The sequence below is a fragment of the Mucilaginibacter sp. OAE612 genome (assembly GCF_041806395.1).
Classification (GTDB): domain Bacteria; phylum Bacteroidota; class Bacteroidia; order Sphingobacteriales; family Sphingobacteriaceae; genus Mucilaginibacter; species Mucilaginibacter rubeus.
In genome coordinates this window covers 6,212,312-6,228,716 of sequence record NZ_JBGMUW010000001.1, presented here as the reverse complement: position 1 = coordinate 6,228,716, position 16,405 = coordinate 6,212,312, and the positions used below count along the sequence as shown (strand labels likewise).

Sequence of the window (16,405 nt, the reverse complement as noted above, 5' to 3'; positions counted from 1 at the left end):
TTTTTTTTAGCTGTAAAGTGTTTTATCAATAATAATTTTACAGGTATTACTAATTATATCCTGCGTTTCAATGTCAGTACAACTTTATCAACCCTTTTGTCATGGTACACCTCAAGCAGCAGGCTTCTATCATCCTTTGATTTGAATATTTCATCAATATCCTGGAGGTTCATTTTTGAAACGGGTTTAAAATTTACCGATATGATCTCGTCGTCGCGCTCAAGGCCAATTTCATCGGCTGCCGAACCTGGCTCTACGCGGCTGATAACGATCCTGTCGAGGTGGTCGCCCGCGGCATAATACTCAAGGCCGCTCATGTCATGCTCAAACGGATCGTTATAGGTTGGACCGGGTTTTAAATACATGGCACTATCCGGATAATCAAGAATAACGGTAAATCGCTTTAAGATCCCGACGCCGAGGTTTCCATCGCGCTTCACCGACAGATTGGTTTGGTTATTGCTGTCATCAGGAAATGAAGCTATTACCCTTTTCATCCTGAATTTTCCTAAACTAAATTCGTCCATCCGGCTTATAAAGCCGTTTATGGGGCCGTTTAGGCCGATGCCAAGGTTGGCCGAAGCAATAAATTTTTGCGGGAGGCCATAGGTTTTGATATAACGTTCAATTGATACCGGGTGCCCGGCGCCAAGGTCAACAACCAGCTTGGTTTTAATAGGTGCTATGCCTGGCATTATAACCCGCGCATCCACATAGGCTTTCCTGTCTTCGACAGACATGGGGATCTTATTCGCTTTTCTGAAAGGTTTGAGGTCTTTGGGCCTGCAAACGGTAACTACGCTGTCCTGGAAACTGATCTTTACAGCCAGGTTGTTAAAAAACTCGTAACCCAGCAAACCATGAATGGGCATGCCCGCGTAACCCGAAAGGTTAAAGAGATCCTTTTTTAATATGGCAGCCGCAACATCATAACTAACCAGCCCCGGTATGGCAACATCTAAGGTTGAGGTTACATAAGCTTCAGAATCCTCCCCTTCGCCAAGTCCCGGGATTTTTAATGTACGTTTATTAGGAATACTGATAGAATCGACTAATTTAGGATCGGTTATGATCATGAGGCCTACGCCGGTATCCAATATAAAGTTAAAGGGCCCTTTGTGGTTGATCTTAAGTTGAATGATCATCAGGTTTCGTTCCAGCTTAAACGGGATATTCACCTTTTTTTTATGTACATCAAGATCAAAGTACTGGGCCCGGGCTGTGGTTATAAGGCAAAATGTTAACACAAATGCCAGCCACAATGCTCCCGGATGGCGTATTTTATAATATAGCTTGTGTAACAAAGTGGTTATAGTTGGTATATTAAATTTACGAGATTTATTTGTTAAAAAATTATTTTATTATGCGAAAGTCAACAATTTCATTTTTGTTAATTGTTTGTGTTTTATCCCTTTGTTGTGATATTGTTTATGCCCGTTCCATAAAAAAACGAAAGGTTAAAAAGCTGTTTAAGCATTCGCAGATTGTTAATGATCATTTTACCGGGTTCGCCCTTTATGATTTGGACGAGCATAAAATGATATATGAATTAAATGCCGATAAATACTTTACACCGGCATCCAATACCAAGCTTTTTACTTTTTATACCTGTTTGAAAATGCTTGGCGATTCTATCCCGGCATTGCGTTATCAAACCCGCGGTGATTCGCTGATATTTTGGGGTACGGGCGACCCTTCTTTTTTGCACAGCGATTTGAAGGGGGTAAACGGGCTTAACTTTTTGAAGAGCAGCAGTAAACACCTTTTTTATTCGCCCGGCAACTATACCGGTGAGCCTTTTGGTGCAGGATGGGGCTGGGACGATTACAATGATTATTACCAGGCCGAAATAACCGCCCTGCCAATTGAGGATAATGTTGCTCAGCTGTATGCCGATAATGACGGTAACATGCAGGTAATGCCCCAATATCTAAAACGGTTTTTAAACGCGGATATTAATTATCGCCCGGCTCAGTTTAAAGTTAAGCGCGATTTTATCAGCAATAATTTTGTGTACCCTGCCGGGGAGATCCCCAAAAACTACAAACAGGAAATCCCATGGAAAACAAGCCTGCAGCTTACCATGGCCCTGCTGCAGGATACGCTTAAAAAGCAGGTATCCTTATTGCAGGAGCCAATGGCTGCCGATGCGCGGGTTATTTATAACACCAATGCCGATTCCGTTTACCGGCGGATGCTGCAGCCGAGCGATAATTTTATTGCCGAACAATTGCTGCTGGTGTGCTCGTCGGTAAAGTTTAATACCCTCAGTACCGATTCGGTGATCAATTACTCAAAAACACATTTTTTGAATGACTTGCCCGATGTGCCGCAATGGGTTGATGGCTCGGGATTGTCGCGGTATAATTTGTTTACCCCCAGAGACCTTGTAGCCCTGCTACTCAAAATTCAGGATGAGGTGAAAGATGAAAACCTGTTACATAGCATGATGCCGGTAGGCGGCGTAGCAGGTACAATTAAAAGCGCCTATAAAACCGATAACGGGCATCCTTTTGTTTGGGCAAAAACAGGGTCGTTAAGCAACAATCATAACCAAAGCGGCTACATAGTTACCCGCAAAGGCAAACGCCTGGCTTTTGCATTCATGAACAATAATTTTACCCGGCCAACCCGTGAAATAAGAGATGAGATGGTTAGGATAATGACGTATATACATGATAAGTTTTAACCCCTCTATAATTATCCCGAAACAAGTACGGCATGGACGGGGATAAAACCAGGAAGAGGTTTCGTGAAAACGAAACCTCTTCCTGGTTTATATCTGTTCCTATCCTTTAAGGGCCGGTGGATTAACCTTTTACACGCTCAACGTAAGCGCCGGTAGCGGTATCAACTTTAACTTTATCGCCAATGTTGATGAACAACGGTACACGGATCTCCGCGCCGGTTTCAACGGTGGCATTTTTCAAAGCACCGCTTGAAGTATCACCTTTAACGGCTGGCTCGGTGTAAGTGATTTCCAGCTCGGCCGAGCCCGGGATAGAACCCATGATGGGCTCATCACTTTCGAAAGCAACAATTACGTTCATGCCTTCTTTCAAAAATTTAACCGCCGGGCCAAATAATGCCTTTGGTACGTTATGCTGATCGTATGTAGTGTTGTCCATTACTACTAATGAATCACCTTCGTCATACAGGTATTGATAATCATTGGTTTCAACGCGGGCTATGTCAACCTCTTCATCGGTACGGAAACGGTATTCAACCAGTTTACCTGATTTAACGTTGCGCATACGGGCCTGGTAAAACGCGCGTAAGTTGCCCGGGGTACGGTGTAAAAACTCCTCAACCTGAACTAATTCGCCGTTGAAGCGAAGTACATTTCCATTTTTAACATCTGATGCCTTAGCCATAAAATAATATTGAGGCGCAAACTTAGGAATTTGATTTGAGATTTGAGATGTTAGATTTGAGATTTTCTACTCTGCAGCCACATTTAAAGGGTTATGTATAAAATAGATATGAGATGTTAGATATGAGATTTGAGACTAAGCGAGTCGGATATCCGCTGTGTAGATTATCCAAACAACCTAACGAATTGGAAATCTCAAATCTCATATCTAACGTCTCAGATCTACACTTTGTAATCCACAATACTCAACCTGTGCGTACAGAAGCCGTACTCGTGCTCCTGGTTGGAGCATACTATAGTAAGGCGACCGGCGGCAAATTGCTGCACAAGGCTTAAATACCAGTCAACACCCTGGGTATCCAGGTTGGAAGTTGGCTCATCCAGCATAAGCATGGGGGTATCGGCACAAAAAGCAAGGGCAAGCTTAAGGCGCTGTTTCATCCCCGATGAAAAGTATTTGATAAGCTTGTTGGCACTTTTAGGCAGGTTAAGCAGCGCGATAACCGTTTCTTTATCTATACCCGGTTTAAAGTTTTTGAATTTGAAATGAAAATCGATCATCTCGCTCATGGTAAACTCTTCTATCAGCTCAAGATAGGGAGCAGCCAGGCTTAAATGAGTAAAAACGGTATCTATTTCAACCGGCTTACCTTCGTTAGCAAATTCAATTTTACCTGTAGAAGGCGAAAGGCTCCCGTTTAAAACCTGCAGTAAGGTTGATTTCCCGGAGCCGTTGGGACCGAGGATAGCATAAGATTCGCCGGAAGTAAAGGTATAATCCACTCCCCTGAAAATCCAGTCGCGGTTAAAGCGGCGGCCGATGTTTTTGAGGGTGATGATCATAGAGAGCTTATGGTTGATGGTTCATAGTTCATAGCCAAAGAACCTGATTTGTAGCTTATGGTTGATGGTTCATAGTTCATAGCCAAAGAACCTGATTTGTAGCTTATGGTTGATGGTTCATAGTTCATAGCCGAAGAACCTGATTTGTAGCCTATGGTTGATGGTTCATAGTTCATGGCCGGAGAACCTGATTTGTAGCTTATGGTTGATGCAATACAGAATCAGACAAGTGCGCGGCTATGAACCATGAACTATAACCCATCAACCATTTAAGTATTCCCAAACCCTTTCATGATACCGCGTTGCGAGTTTTGGAGGAAGTTGATGATCTCATCGCGTTCTACACTTGGGGTAAACTCGGCCTCGATGATATCAAGCGCTTTGGTTACGTTATATTTTTTGAGGAATATGATCCGGTAGATCTCCTGGATTTCGGCTATCGTAGCAGCCGAAAATCCCCTGCGGCGCAAGCCTACAGAGTTGATACCTACATATGACAGCGGTTCGCGACCAGCCTTGGTAAACGGGGGAACGTCTTTACGTACCAATGAACCGCCCGAGATCATGCTATGCGCGCCAATTTCAACAAACTGGTGCACGGCAGATGAGCCGCCGATGAAAGCGTAATCATAAACCGTAATGTGGCCTGCCAATTGCACGGCGTTGGCAACAATTACGTTATCGCCGATAACACAATCATGCGCTACGTGTACATAAGCCATCAGCAGGCAGTTGCTGCCAATGGTGGTGGTGTTTTTATCAAGGGCGGTACCACGGTTAAGGGTAACACACTCACGAATGGTTGTGTTATCACCTATGGTTACGGTGCTTTGTTCGCCTTTATATTTTAAATCCTGCGGTGGGGCGGATACTACCGCGCCGGGGAAGATCCGGCAATTTTTACCTATGCGGGCGCCATCCATAATTACGGAGTTGGAGCCGATCCAGGTACCTTCGCCAATTTCAACATCCTTATGGATGGTAACGAATGGTTCAATTACCACGTTATCGGCAATTTTGGCCTGTGGATGGATGTATGCTAATGGCTGGATCATGCTTCAGATTCTTTTACTTTTACAATTTGAGCCATCAGTTCGGCCTCAACAACAACACGGTCGCCCACCATGCCTATACCTTTCATGGTAGCTATGCCGCGGCGGATGGGGGCAATCAGGTCGCAAATATAAATAATGGTATCGCCGGGAACTACCTTGCTTTTAAAGCGGGCGTTCTCGATTTTCAGGAACAGGGTAAGGTAGTTTTGCGGATCGGGAACAGTGTTTAAAACCAGGATCCCTCCTGTTTGTACCATCCCTTCAATTTGTAATACACCGGGGAAGATTGGCGCGCCGGGGAAATGGCCTTTAAAAAACTCCTCGTTAATGGTTACGTTTTTGCAACCAACAACGTGGCTTTTAGTAAGCTCCAGGATCTTGTCGATCATCAGGAATGGCTGGCGGTGGGGCAGCATGCCCATAATTTCCACCGTATCAAAAACCGGCTTGGCGTTCAGGTCATAAGTTTTTACCTGCTTACGGCTTTTTTCCTTTTTGATGAGCGCTTTGATCTTTTTAGCAAAGGCAACGTTAGCCGCATGGCCCGGTCTTGCGGCCATGATGTGCCCTTTAAGCGGTACGCCAACCAGCGCCAAATCGCCTATCATATCCAACAGCTTGTGGCGTGCCGGCTCATTTTGATGGCGAAGTTCAATATTATTTAAAATGCCCTGCGGGGCAACATTGATATCCTTGCGGTTAAACAGCTTGGCAAGGTGGTTAAGTTCTTCCTGGTCAACATCTTTATCAACAACAACAATGGCATTGTTCAAATCGCCACCTTTGATGAGGTCATGCTTTAAAAGCATTTCCAACTCATGCAAAAAGCAAAAGGTACGGCATGAAGCAATTTCCTTTTTGAACTCGCCAATGGTTGAGATACTGGCATGCTGGCTACCCAGCACCTGCGAGTTATAGTCAACCATACAGGTAAAACGGTAATCATCCAAAGGCATGGCAACCATTTCAACCTTACGCTCAGGTTCAGAGTAATGAATGTTATAGGGAATATGATAGTATTCGCGGTCGGCATCCTGTTCAACCAGCCCGATTTCGGTTATTACGTCAACAAACTGTATCGAGCTGCCATCCATAATGGGAGTTTCGGGGCCATCAAGATCAATCAGCAGGTTATCAACTTCAAGCCCAACCAAAGCGGCCAGCACGTGCTCAACAGTATTTACTGTAGCGCCGTTCTGGCTTATAGATGTTCCGCGTGAGGTATCACTCACGTTATCAACATCGGCATCAATAATTGGCGCACCGGGAATATCAATCCTCCTGAATTTATACCCGTGGTTTTCAGGGGCGGGATTAAAGGTCATTGTAACGCTTTGTCCGGTGTGTAAGCCTGTTCCTGATACCGAAACCGGCGCTTTAATAGTTCTTTGTTTAACGTTCATATTTAAATTTACAGGCTAAGGCTATTCGCTTGCCTTGCCTTTACGTAGTTCTTCAATTAATTTTTCAAGCTCGTACACTTTACGGTCGAGCTCGGGTAGCTTTCGCAGCTTAGCGTGGGCACGAAGGTAATCTTTATATGGCATATTTGGAGAGCCACCCCATACCTTACCTTCTTCTGTTACAGAGCCGTTTATCCCCGTCTGGGCCGAAAACTGCGATCCGTTAGCAATATTGAGGTGACCGGCAAAACCAACCTGGCCGCCAATTACAACCCTTTCGCCAATTTTGGTACTGCCTGAAATGCCCGACTGTGCTGCAATTACAGTATGCGCACCAATTTCCACATTGTGGGCTATCTGGATCAGGTTATCAATTTTAGCCCCTTTGCGCACTATGGTCGAACCCATGGTTGCCCTGTCGATAGTAGTATTTGAACCCACTTCAACGTCGTCTTCCAATATTACGTTACCAATCTGTGCAATTTTGGTATAAGTGCCGTCGGGGTTGGGCGCAAAGCCAAAGCCATCACTGCCTATTACCGCTCCTGAATGCACTATCACGTTGTTGCCGATAACGCAATCAAAGTAAACCGTGGCCCCTGCAAACAGCGTTACATTATTGCCAAGGGTTACATTATCGCCAACATTAACGTTTGGATAGATCTTACAATTATCGCCGATGCTTACATTTTGGCCGATATAGGCAAACGCGCCGATATAAACGCCCGCCCCTACCTGTGCTGTGGGATGGATAAAGCTTGGCTGTTCAATTCCTTTTTTATCAAGCCTGAAAGTGTTGTACTTATCAAGGAGGACAGTGAACGCGCTGTAAGCGTTCTCAACCCTGATCAGGGTTGCCTTTACCGGTTCCGTTAACTGCTGATCATTATTAACAATAACAATGGAGGCGTTGGTAGTATACAAAAACTGCTCATACTTAGGGTTGGCCAAAAAAGAAAGGCTGCCGGCTCCGGCTTCCTCTATCTTGGCAAGCTGGCTAACAGTTGCCGAAGGATCGCCTTCTACAGTTCCGTTGAGCAGTAAACTTATATCATGAGCGGTAAATTGCATCGGGCAAATTTAAATGTTAAAATTGAAGCAACAAATTATTAATGAGTTATGAACTCGCGTTAAAAAGTTTTGACTGTCAACGCGTTTTATTTTTCATCATTTCTTCATTTGTCGCAAGTGTGTACCTGCTTTGTTTTAAATTTTGTTTAAACCATTTTTATGTAGAGACGTATCACATGCGTTTTCCGCAGGACAAGCCTACTTTTAAAGGTGCTTAGCTTTCTTAATTTGCACGTGGCAGACGCATGTGATGCGTCTCTACGTCAATGGCGGTCGTCAACCTTAAACGGCTTCCTGATTCAACAACTCCTTATTATAACAAAGAATATATTTTTTCACCGTTTTGGCCAAAGCTACCAGGTTTGAGTTATCACTCGCGGCAGCAATATCCTTTACCTCTCCATTCTTCATTAATATGCCAATATTGCCATCGTTTTGGTTGTAAGCGTTATTACGGATAGATGTAGTAAATACAAAGTAAGCCGCAGCTTCTTCATAACTAACGCCATACTTTTCCATCGCCTTTTGGCGGAGGCTTTCAACAAAAGCTTCATCGGGGCATTCGTTGGTAATATCAACCCTGAAAAGGTTACGCTGCACCAGGTTTTTGCAAAGATGGGAAAGTACCTGATCGGGATGATATGCCCACACTTTTACCGATGCCATAATATCGGTATCATCCAAACAGGCAAACGTTTCCAGGTGATGGTCCTCGTTCATGAAAGCATCACGGCTAATGCGGTTCTTTAAAAAATGCAGCAGGGCCGGGGTGGCAAACAATTCCTTACCCTGCGAAATCAGTTCGCGGCCGCGCCTAAAGATCTTGGTTAATACCTCTTCGCCCGCTATTACTGTTTTATGCAGATAAACCTGCCAGTACATGAGGCGGCGGGCAATTAAAAATTTTTCTATCGAGTAAATGCCCTTTTCATCAACAACTACGTGGTCATCCTTAACATTGAGCATCTTAATGATCCGTTCGGAACTGATCACCCCTTCGGATACACCGGTAAAGAAACTGTCGCGGTTAAGGTAATCCAGCCTGTCCATATCCAGTTGGCTGGATACCAACTGGTGCAGGAACTTACGCGGGTAGGTATCATTAAAAATATCAATGGCCATGGTAAGCTTGCCCTCAAACCGGGCATTAAGCTTATTCATCAGCATTGATGAAATATCCTCGTGTGCGATCCCGTCGATAATGGTGTTTTCCAAAGCGTGCGAAAATGGCCCGTGACCAATATCATGCAATAATATGGCAATGGTAACCGCCTCCTCCTCTTCGGCAGAAATTTGATGGCCCTTGTTTCGGAGGGTTTCAAGCGCTGTATCCATCAGGTACATGGCGCCCAAAGCGTGATGAAAACGGGTGTGCAATGCTCCGGGATATACCAGGTGGGTCATGCCCAGCTGTTTAATATAACGCAGCCGCTGAAAGTATGGATGGGATATAAGGTCAAAGATCAGTTCGGTAGGGATGCTGATAAAACCATAAACCGGGTCGTTAATTATTTTCTTTTTATTCAATGCCGCTTCTAAATAATTTCAAAAATGTAAAACAAAGGTAAAATAAGAGCGACAGGTTTGTTAAATTTTGTTAATACCTTTACTGTGTAACAACAAAAGCATCTATTTGGGGTTTACTGTCTGAATCAGAATTCATAGAATTTTAGGATTCACAGAATTTAATGGTAAAAAATTGATATTTGAAAAGCATTTAACCTTATACCGGATCATTCTGAAAATTTTTAAATTCTGAAAATTCTGATTCAGAAATTTAATATACATACTATGCAAGACACCACCATTTTATGGGCCGATGACGAAATTGACCTGTTAAGACCACATATACTTTTCCTGGGCGAAAAGGGCTACAAAGTAACCACGGTTACCAATGGCTATGACGCCGTCGACTCTTTTAAGAACAATTATTTCGACCTGGTTTTCCTTGACGAAAACATGCCCGGCCTTACCGGCCTGGAAACGCTTCAGCAGATCAAGAACATTAACAACGATGTACCCATTGTACTGATCACCAAAAATGAGGAAGAGTACCTGATGGAAGATGCCATCGGCTCAAAGATAGACGACTACCTGATTAAGCCGGTACACCCTAAGCAAATCCTGCTTACTATAAAAAAACTGACCGAAAACAAACGCCTCGTTACCGAAAAAACCACCATGGCCTACCAGATGGATTTCCGTACACTCGGCATGACGCTTAACGAAAACCTGAGCCACCAGGAATGGGTTGATGTTTACAAGAAGCTGATCTACTGGGAGCTTGAGCTGGAAAAGCTGGAAGATGCAGGCATGCACGAGATCCTGACACTGCAAAAAGCCGAAGCAAACATGCAGTTTTGCAAGTTTGTGGAGCGCAATTACCTTAACTGGATCAAAAACCCGGATTTGGCACCAACTTCATCGCCCCAGTTATTTAAAAAGAAGGTATTCCCAAAGCTGGATGGCAAAGGCCCGCTGTTTTTTATTTTGATAGATAACCTGCGTTATGATCAGTTTAAGATCATTAACCCTATTATTTCCGAATATTTCAGGCTGGAGGAAGAGGACACTTATTATAGTATCCTGCCAACAGCTACGCAATATGCCCGTAACTCCATTTTTTCGGGCCTGATGCCTTTGGATATGGAACGCCGCTATCCATCTATGTGGCAAAACGACGAGGACGAAGGCGGCAAGAACTTGTACGAAGCAGACTTTTTAGCCGATCACCTGAAGCGCGTGTTGCGAAAAGACTGCAAACACTCTTACCACAAGATCCTGAATATTGACGAAGGCCGGGCGCTGAACGAGTCGGTGAATAACCTCATGAATAACGAGCTTAATGTAGTGGTATACAACTTTGTGGATATGCTTTCGCACGCCCGTACAGATATGCAGATGATCCGCGAGCTGGCAAGTGACGATGCCGCTTACCGCTCATTAACCCTGTCGTGGTTTGAACACTCGCCCTTGTATGACCTGTTGAAATACCTGGCTCAAAAACAGGTACGCGTTATCATTACTACCGATCATGGTACCATCCGGGTAAAAAATCCAAGCAAAATTGTGGGTGACAGGAACACTAACACTAACCTGCGCTATAAACAAGGCAAAAACCTGAACTATAATGCTAAGGAGGTTTTTCATATCCGTAATCCGCATGATGCCATGCTGCCGAGACTGCACATCAGCTCAAGCTTTGTTTTTGCCAAGGAAGATAGCTATTTCGTGTACCCGAACAACTACAACCACTTTGTGAATTTCTATAATGAAACTTTCCAGCATGGAGGGATCTCGTTAGAAGAAATGATAGTGCCGGTGGTTACTTACGGGCCAAAGTAAAGACCCCACCCACCCCTCTCCAAAGGAGAGGGCTAAAAAACTTTCTTAAAAGTCTCCCCTTCAGGGGAGATTTAGAGGGGTTAAAACTCCAATTCCAGCAACACCGGGCAATGGTCAGAGTGCTTTGCCTCGGGCAATATAGCCGCGCGGCGGATCTTATCTTCAAGCGGGGTACTGGCCATGGCATAATCAATACGCCAGCCTAAGTTTTTACCGCGTGATCCGGCGCGGAAGCTCCACCAGGTGTAGTTATGCGGTTCTTTGTTCAGGTGGCGGAAGGTATCTATAAACCCTCCCTCAATAAAGTTCTCCATCCATTCACGTTCCTCCGGCAAAAAGCCCGATGAGTTGGCGTTTGATTTTGGATTGTGAATATCAATAGGGCGGTGACAAATGTTATAGTCGCCGCAAACCACCAGGTTAGGGTGCTCTACTTTAAGCAGGGTAAGGTACTTGCCAAACTCATCCAGAAAACGGTATTTAAAAACCTGCCGGTCATCACCGCTTGAGCCTGACGGGAAATAAACGCTCATCACCGAAACCTCATCAAAGTCAACCCGGATGCAGCGCCCCTCACGGTCAAAATCAGGAATACCGCAGCCGTATTCAATATGGTTGGGCAAAATTTTAGTAAAAATGGCTGTGCCGCTATAGCCCTTCTTTTCTGCCGGGAACCAGTAATGCTGATACCCCATTTGGTCAACCAGGCCAAGATCGGTCAGCACATCAGGTGTTGCTTTAATTTCCTGCAAACAAACAACATCGGCGTCAGTAGCCTGCAGCCAGGCCAGCCAGCCTTTATTAATTGCCGAACGGATACCGTTAACATTATATGTAATTATTTTCATGCCCCCTAACCCCCTAAAGGGGGAATTTTCTTTTTAAAGTTTAAACTATCTGCCGCGGGGTTTCACCCCGTGGTGTACCATTGTTTCAGCTTTCAGCTGAATTTGTGTAAGCTGAAAGCTTACATTATGCCAACCACGGGTTACGCTATCGCTAAACCCGCGGCAGTTTGGTTTATTTCTTCCCCGGAAAAAGAATGGCATCCAGCTGCTTACATTCTTTTTTGCTTAGCAACTCAACGGTCATAGGCACATCGGTATTAGGACGATCATTTGCATCTTTTTTTACAGCAGCAATCCTGTCTACCATATCAATCCCTGAAACAACTTCGCCAAAAACGGTATAATTTTGATCAAGGTGTGGCGAACCGCCGACTGATTTATACCAATCGCGCTGCCATGCCGGGATTTTGCGGCCTTTAAGCCGGGTGTTTTCCAGTGTATCCAGTTTGCCGTCGGTAAAGCGCTTGCCTTCCACAATATAAAACTGGCAGCCGCTTGATTCTTTTTTAGGGTTATCATTCCGCGCGGCAGCAAGTACACCGCGTTTATGAAACAAGCTGTCGCGAAACTCGGCAGGGATGGTATAACCCACATCGCCATTGCCCAGTTCCGCGCCAAGTTTTGCTTTTACCGGGTCTTTTGAATCCGGATCGCCGCCCTGGATCATGAAATTCTGGATCACGCGGTGAAACAGCGTACCATTATAAAATCCCTTTTTGGTTAGCTTGATAAAGTTATCGCGATGCAATGGTGTTTCATTATACAGGCGAATGATGCAATCGCCATATGCCGTATGGATCCGCACATACTGGTTTTTAGGCGGCTCGGCAAACGCGGCTGTAAGGGTTAATAAAAGAATGCTTAGCGTAAAAAATTTCTTCATAGACCGTTGATTTTTTTGATTTTTTAATTCCCCTCTTGAGAGGGGGCGTGTTGGATTTGTGCCTGGCAGGGGTGTGTTAACCCGCGTTCCTTATCGCATTGAAGAAACACACCCCTACACCCCTCTCAAGAGGGGAATCGCACAAGGCCTTATTCAACGCACACTCACTACTCAGCCCCCTCCATCTCCTCAAAGTAATTTACAATGAGCGATTTCATCATCATTTCCTGTTCAAGCAGGGTATAGTTCGGGATTACTTTTACGCGTTTCCAGTGTGGCCAGCCATCCTGGTCAAGGCCTTCCAGCTCGTAAAAGCCCATCATACTCATTAAGCGGCAGGTGGCGATATGCATCAGCTCTTCTTTTTGGCGCTTGCTGAACTTACGCGGCCCCTGGCCCAACTCCTGTACCCCGATCAAAAAAAGCATCACCTTTATATCGGGCTTTTCGTTATCAAAATCCTCAGCTATCCGCTGCTGCAGCACATCCCATTTTTTATTGATCTCGGCAGGTGTCATATTTGGCAAAGATAGATTAGTTCATGGTTCATAGTTGATGGTTCATAGTAAAAATCTGGCAAATGGCTTTTTCCTAACAAACGCCAAAGCCATGACCTATCATTTTATGTTTGTTCATGGTTCATAGATGATAGTTCATAGTAAAATGTGCAATGTGGCCTTTTTCTATCAAACACTAAACCATGAACCATCATCTATGAACTATAAACACCACATTATTGTTACAATGTTGCATTAATATTCCCGTTTTAATACTTATTTTTGCCGTATTCCGTTAAAGGGATGTTGACTGTGAAAAAAAACCGCTTACATATTGTATTTGCGTGGCTGCTGCTTGTTTGCTTTGCGGCCGGGCAATATATGGTTTATTCGCACCAGCATACGCTTATTAAAGGTATCACCAAACACAGCCACCCGGCACAGGGGCAGCAAATTGTTAAAGAAAAATGTTTGCTGTGCGATGCCATGCACCATACCGATGCTGTGGCCGTTAGCAATAGTTCATTTTTTATCCCTCTTGTAACATCTGATCATTTTTTTAAACCCGGCGATTATGATTTTGTAAGCCTTGCGCTTATCCTTGCGGCCGGCCGGGCCCCTCCGGTAACTGCTTAACGTTACTTTACTCTTTCTTCAAAACATAGCCGTTGATAATAACGGTATTTATTGATTTTCTTAATCTTTCATCATGAAATTAAAGCTTATAAGCTTCATTATATTGCTGTTGGTGCAGGTTTCTGCATTTGCAGATGTTGTTATTGTTAAAGGCCGTGTGGTTGACGCGCAATCAAAACAAACCTTACCGGGTGCTGTGATCACGATCCCCGAATTGAAAATATCTGCCATAACTGATCCTAATGGCGAGTTTTCCTTTAAATCATTACCCAACAGGGGCAGGTTCCTGTTCTCGATAGAATATGTGGGTTATAAATCCCTTACCAAAATAGTAGATCTTTCGGCCGGCACCCCGCTGATTTTTGAATTGCAGTCGAGCATTATCGAAACCCACGAAGTGGTTATTACCGGTACGGCTATCAGCGCTAATAATAAACAGAACAGCACATCAGTATCGGCTGTGGGGCGCGATGGCTTGTTAAGACAGTCAACCAACCTCATCGACGCGCTTGCGCACCAGGTGCCGGGCATGTCGCAGATCACTACCGGTCCTTCTATTTCCAAACCGGTTATCCGTGGCTTAAGCTATAATCGTGTAGTTACTTTGAGCGACGGGGTTAAACAACAAGGCCAGCAATGGGGCGATGAGCACGGTATCGAGATTGATCAATACAGCTCGGACAGAGTAGAGGTGCTTCGCGGGGCGGCTTCACTGCTATACGGATCAGACGCGCTGGGCGGTGTTATTAACCTGCTTGAACCACTTACTCCGCCCGACGGGCAGATCAAAGGTGAGTTTTTAACCAACTACTCCACCAACAACGGCCTAACCGGAACTTCTTTGATGCTTACCGGTAACGAAAACGGACTGGTATGGCGTGCCCGCGGCAGCTACAAAAACGCCTACTCCTTTAAAACGCCCGACTACTATTTCCCTAACTCCGGTTTTAATGAAACCGACCTGAGCGGTATGATCGGTCTTAACAAATCATGGGGGTACTCGCACATCAACCTTAGCTACTTTAAAAACAATATCGGTTTTTACGATCCGGAGCCTGCTAATGGCCTCAACTTTTTGCATGACGATGGCACACCATTTACGCAGGATGAATATAAAAGCCGCACGCTTGAATACCCTAAACAGGATATCCGCCATTATAAAATAAACTGGGATAACAACTTCATTACCGAAGGGGGCAACCTGAAAGTGAACCTCGGCTACCAGAAAAACCAACGCCGCGAGCTCGACGGACCGGATCCTTCCCTGTTCTTTGATTTGAATACTTACTCGGGCGATGTAAAATATTATGTTACCGAAGCAAATGGATGGCAGCCTGTTTTTGGCGCGAGTTCGGACATCGGCCATAGTTTAAACAAAGGCTCGGAGTTTTTGATCCCTGCTTATGATACTTATGGCGTGGGCGCTTTCGCATACATCAAAAAAACCTGGGATAAAAACACCTTTAATGCCGGTATCAGGTATGATTATCGTAAAAACAAGGGCAAAGGCCTGGTTGAGGATGGCGAAACCAAATTTACCCCTTTTACCAACAAATTTTCGAACATAAGCGGAGCGTTGGGTTATACGCATGAGTTTAATGACAATTTGAATTTCAAGGCCAACGCCGGCTCGGCTTTCCGTGCGCCAAACCCGGCCGAACTTGGCTCCAACGGTGTACATGAAGGTACTTTCCGCTATGAAATAGGCAATCCTAACCTGGCGCCCGAAAGAAGTTACCAGGTTGACGCTACCCTGCAATACGACGACAAAATTGTAAGTGCCAGTTTAGGGATCTATGAAAACTACATCCACAACTATATTTATGCGTCGCACAAACAGGGGGATGTAGCACAGGCCGAAAACGAAAGCGGCAGCCTGAGCCAGTTTGATGTGTACCGTTACAACCAGGTTAATGCTAACCTGTATGGTGTTGAAGGTAACTTTACCCTGCACCCGTTAAGCTTCATCCATTTTGAAAATACCTTTGGCTACACTTATGCCCGTAACAACACGCTCGACAGGCCGCTGGCGTTCATCCCCGCCGGTACGCTGAAAAACACGCTGCGTTTTGAGCCAACTATTAAAGGGTTGAAACAATCATACATTTCGGTAGGTATTGATAACTTCTTTAACCAGTATCGTTATGATTCCGCCTTTGAAACCGGCACCAAAGGCTACACGCTGTTAAATGCAGGCCTGGGCACAACGGTTAACTTTGGCAAACAGCCTGTTAAACTATATGTGTCGGGGAATAACCTGGCCAACATCAAGTACTACGATGCGCTTAGCCGCCTCAAGCCCGGCCGGATAAGCTCGGAAGATCCGGAATTTGGTATTTACAACATGGGGCGCAATATTACCTTCGGTATTTATTTGCCATTGTCCATCAATTAATCATTAATGATGCCTCAGATAAAAAGTCCAGCCATCCGGCGGGACTTTTTTATTTT

The 16,405-nt window shown here is 44.7% G+C and carries 15 protein-coding genes; 4 read left to right on the top strand and 11 right to left on the bottom strand.

Annotated elements, in window-relative coordinates:
- Positions 1–53: 53 nt before the first annotated feature.
- Positions 54–1,304, bottom strand: coding sequence for an aspartyl protease family protein (locus ABID99_RS26060; protein ID WP_188833733.1), 1,251 nt, complete (start codon positions 1,302–1,304; stop codon positions 54–56).
- A 59-nt stretch (positions 1,305–1,363) separates the two neighbouring features.
- On the opposite strand from ABID99_RS26060, the gene ABID99_RS26055 reads away from it, so the two are divergent.
- Positions 1,364–2,689, top strand: coding sequence for a D-alanyl-D-alanine carboxypeptidase/D-alanyl-D-alanine-endopeptidase (locus tag ABID99_RS26055; RefSeq protein ID WP_373615572.1), 1,326 nt, complete (start codon positions 1,364–1,366; stop codon positions 2,687–2,689).
- Between the two features lie 121 nt (positions 2,690–2,810).
- Here ABID99_RS26055 and efp read toward each other — a convergent pair whose 3' ends face one another.
- The 7 genes from efp to ABID99_RS26020 form a co-directional block, all read right to left on the bottom strand.
- A complete protein-coding gene (gene efp, locus ABID99_RS26050; protein WP_090532660.1) occupies positions 2,811–3,374 on the bottom strand; it encodes an elongation factor P in 564 nt (187 codons plus the stop codon).
- A gap of 221 nt (positions 3,375–3,595) precedes the next feature.
- Positions 3,596–4,216 carry an ATP-binding cassette domain-containing protein gene (locus ABID99_RS26045; protein ID WP_373615571.1) on the bottom strand — a complete coding sequence of 207 codons (621 nt, stop codon included), beginning with the start codon at positions 4,214–4,216 and terminating at the stop codon, positions 3,596–3,598.
- On the bottom strand, positions 4,213–4,392 hold the full coding sequence (locus ABID99_RS26040) for a hypothetical protein (protein WP_373615570.1): 180 nt from the start codon (positions 4,390–4,392) through the stop codon (positions 4,213–4,215). Before ABID99_RS26040 ends, ABID99_RS26045 begins: the two co-directional genes overlap by 4 nt.
- A gap of 93 nt (positions 4,393–4,485) precedes the next feature.
- On the bottom strand, positions 4,486–5,271 hold the full coding sequence (gene lpxA / locus ABID99_RS26035) for an acyl-ACP--UDP-N-acetylglucosamine O-acyltransferase (RefSeq protein WP_090532656.1): 786 nt from the start codon (positions 5,269–5,271) through the stop codon (positions 4,486–4,488).
- A complete protein-coding gene (locus tag ABID99_RS26030; RefSeq protein WP_373615569.1) occupies positions 5,268–6,674 on the bottom strand; it encodes a bifunctional UDP-3-O-[3-hydroxymyristoyl] N-acetylglucosamine deacetylase/3-hydroxyacyl-ACP dehydratase in 1,407 nt (468 codons plus the stop codon). Before ABID99_RS26030 ends, lpxA begins: the two co-directional genes overlap by 4 nt.
- Before the next feature lie 21 nt (positions 6,675–6,695).
- The gene (gene lpxD / locus ABID99_RS26025; protein WP_373615568.1) at positions 6,696–7,745 is read right to left on the bottom strand and encodes a UDP-3-O-(3-hydroxymyristoyl)glucosamine N-acyltransferase; all 1,050 of its coding nucleotides are present in this window, start codon (positions 7,743–7,745) and stop codon (positions 6,696–6,698) included.
- 282 nt (positions 7,746–8,027) lie between these two features.
- Positions 8,028–9,272 carry an HD domain-containing protein gene (locus ABID99_RS26020; RefSeq protein ID WP_373615567.1) on the bottom strand — a complete coding sequence of 415 codons (1,245 nt, stop codon included), beginning with the start codon at positions 9,270–9,272 and terminating at the stop codon, positions 8,028–8,030.
- A gap of 264 nt (positions 9,273–9,536) precedes the next feature.
- Between ABID99_RS26020 and ABID99_RS26015 the strand changes: the two genes are divergently transcribed.
- Entirely contained in the window at positions 9,537–11,090 is a 1,554-nt protein-coding gene (locus ABID99_RS26015) for a bifunctional response regulator/alkaline phosphatase family protein (RefSeq protein WP_176626215.1), read from the top strand.
- A gap of 80 nt (positions 11,091–11,170) precedes the next feature.
- Here ABID99_RS26015 and ABID99_RS26010 read toward each other — a convergent pair whose 3' ends face one another.
- The 3 genes from ABID99_RS26010 to ABID99_RS26000 all read right to left on the bottom strand — a co-directional run bounded on the left by ABID99_RS26010 (position 11,171) and on the right by ABID99_RS26000 (position 13,339).
- Positions 11,171–11,938 (bottom strand): exodeoxyribonuclease III, encoded by a 768-nt coding sequence (locus ABID99_RS26010; RefSeq protein WP_373615566.1) that lies wholly within the window; start codon positions 11,936–11,938, stop codon positions 11,171–11,173.
- 172 nt (positions 11,939–12,110) lie between these two features.
- Positions 12,111–12,821 carry a peptidylprolyl isomerase gene (locus tag ABID99_RS26005; protein ID WP_373615565.1) on the bottom strand — a complete coding sequence of 237 codons (711 nt, stop codon included), beginning with the start codon at positions 12,819–12,821 and terminating at the stop codon, positions 12,111–12,113.
- Between the two features lie 167 nt (positions 12,822–12,988).
- A complete protein-coding gene (locus ABID99_RS26000; RefSeq protein ID WP_373615564.1) occupies positions 12,989–13,339 on the bottom strand; it encodes a hypothetical protein in 351 nt (116 codons plus the stop codon).
- A 291-nt stretch (positions 13,340–13,630) separates the two neighbouring features.
- Here ABID99_RS26000 and ABID99_RS25995 point away from each other — a divergent pair, with 291 nt between their 5' ends.
- Complete coding sequence (locus ABID99_RS25995) at positions 13,631–13,954, top strand: hypothetical protein (RefSeq protein ID WP_373615563.1); 324 nt, start codon at positions 13,631–13,633, stop codon at positions 13,952–13,954.
- Positions 13,955–14,027: 73 nt separating this feature from the next.
- Positions 14,028–16,349 carry a TonB-dependent receptor gene (locus ABID99_RS25990; protein ID WP_373615562.1) on the top strand — a complete coding sequence of 774 codons (2,322 nt, stop codon included), beginning with the start codon at positions 14,028–14,030 and terminating at the stop codon, positions 16,347–16,349.
- Positions 16,350–16,405 lie beyond the last annotated feature (56 nt).